This is a genomic window from Niallia sp. M35 (assembly GCF_050971705.1).
GTDB lineage: Bacteria > Bacillota > Bacilli > Bacillales > Cytobacillaceae > Niallia > Niallia circulans_A.
Genome location: NZ_JBPCEP010000045.1, coordinates 1 through 1365, shown reverse-complemented (window position 1 = coordinate 1365; position 1365 = coordinate 1). Strand labels below are relative to the sequence as shown.

The 1365-nt window shown below is 32.8% G+C and carries 2 protein-coding genes and 1 pseudogene; 1 reads left to right on the top strand and 2 read right to left on the bottom strand.

Going from position 1 to position 1365, the window contains the following annotated elements; genetic code table 11:
- Window positions 1–43 precede the first annotated feature (43 nt).
- Window positions 44–244: a helix-turn-helix domain-containing protein gene (locus tag NiCM35_RS26590; RefSeq protein WP_026906918.1), complete on the top strand. Its 201-nt coding sequence runs from the start codon at window positions 44–46 to the stop codon at window positions 242–244.
- A 305-nt stretch (window positions 245–549) separates the two neighbouring features.
- On the opposite strand, the gene NiCM35_RS26585 is transcribed toward NiCM35_RS26590, so the two are convergent.
- Together NiCM35_RS26585 and NiCM35_RS26580 are read right to left on the bottom strand one after the other, a co-directional pair.
- Entirely contained in the window at window positions 550–966 is a 417-nt protein-coding gene (locus NiCM35_RS26585; RefSeq protein WP_249878303.1) for an immunity 70 family protein, read from the bottom strand.
- A 13-nt stretch (window positions 967–979) separates the two neighbouring features.
- Window positions 980–1365 (bottom strand): annotated as a pseudogene (locus tag NiCM35_RS26580) (hypothetical protein); the annotation flags it as partial.

The window sequence follows — 1365 nt, the reverse complement described above, 5'->3', positions numbered from 1 at the left end:
ATGTATCGTAAAAGGTAACATGAATAAGAGGAAGGGAAGTACCATGCCTATTACAATCAAGCTAAAGGAAATCCTTAAAGAACGAGACCTTTCACAGCGTGAATTGGCACGAATGACAGGTTTGCGACCAAATACAATCAGCCATCTTTGTTCAGACAATGTGGACAGAGTGTATCTATCAACATTAGAAACGGTTTGCAAAGTGTTAGACATCGACATTCAGGAGTTAATCGAGGTGGAGTAGTCCTCTTGCTATAGTCATCGTTCTATGTACGTAAAAGTTGCGAATAAATTTAAAAGATAGGGGGAAAGCGAAGGTTGGGCTTCAAAGAATAGAAATGGTGGTATCTGATATTATTATGATTATTTGCTTAATAAAATAAAGAGTAGATAGGGCATACGTTTTAAAGATATTGTACGTACTAAAGAATTGGTTAAAACATCTTATAGGGCTTACAAGGTTTAAGTCTATTATCTGAATAAAAATTGTTTTATTCGTCACTCCGTATCGTAAAAAACCATGGGATAGTGTCCCATGGTTAAGAAAAATTATAGTTTGTGAATTTTTAAATCACATTTATCTTCTTCTGCTACATCAATTGCTGTACGTAGTACTTCAAAAAATGTTTTCCCATCAGTTGTTGCAAAATAATTCGCTAGACTAGTTACTTTTGGACTTATTTTATCCCCCCACGGTGGTTTTTGTGATAAGTCATCAATATCCCATATAACTTGTTCCGGCGAGAATTTTGATAATTCCTGTTCAATTTCAATTAAATTAGCTTTTACAACAGAAACATCATTCCAGTTTAGTTTGTCATTATACAACTCATTCATCATTAAAGGATATTTTGTACCCCATCCTTCTTTTTCTAAATGATAGGAGATTGTTGAAAAAAATGAATGTACAAAATCGCTATGACCTAATTCGTAATAAAAACAATCTACTAATATTCCTACCGCCATCTAACTTTCACCTCTAATCCATTTTAAAAATTATTTCTGCTACATCATTTGTTCTTTCATTTATTTTTTGTTTAATGTCTCTTAAAACATCCCTTGAGACATTTTGACCCCTAACATCAATAATAACAGATTGTTTTGTTTGTTCAGGTAAATCACTTATCCGCTTATTTATTTGCTTTGACACATTTCTTATTAAGTTACTTCTACCAGAAGATGTAGTCACTTTATAATTCTTAACTTCTATGCTATGACCATCGATATAGAAATCTGGTCTTGAACTATTTTTAGTGCCATGACTTACTTCATTACCTTCCTTATATGATACTTGGTCACGGTATCCTGGATATTCTTTTCCTACATCAATTTCAGACTGTCTCCAAGATGGTCTAGTTTTATCTA

Bases quoted from the DNA above. Each gene is read 5' to 3' on its own strand.
- NiCM35_RS26590 (WP_026906918.1), top strand. From the start codon at position 44: ATGCCTATTACAATCAAGCTAAAGGAAATCCTTAAAGAACGAGACCTT.
- NiCM35_RS26585 (WP_249878303.1), bottom strand. From the start codon at position 966: ATGGCGGTAGGAATATTAGTAGATTGTTTTTATTACGAATTAGGTCAT.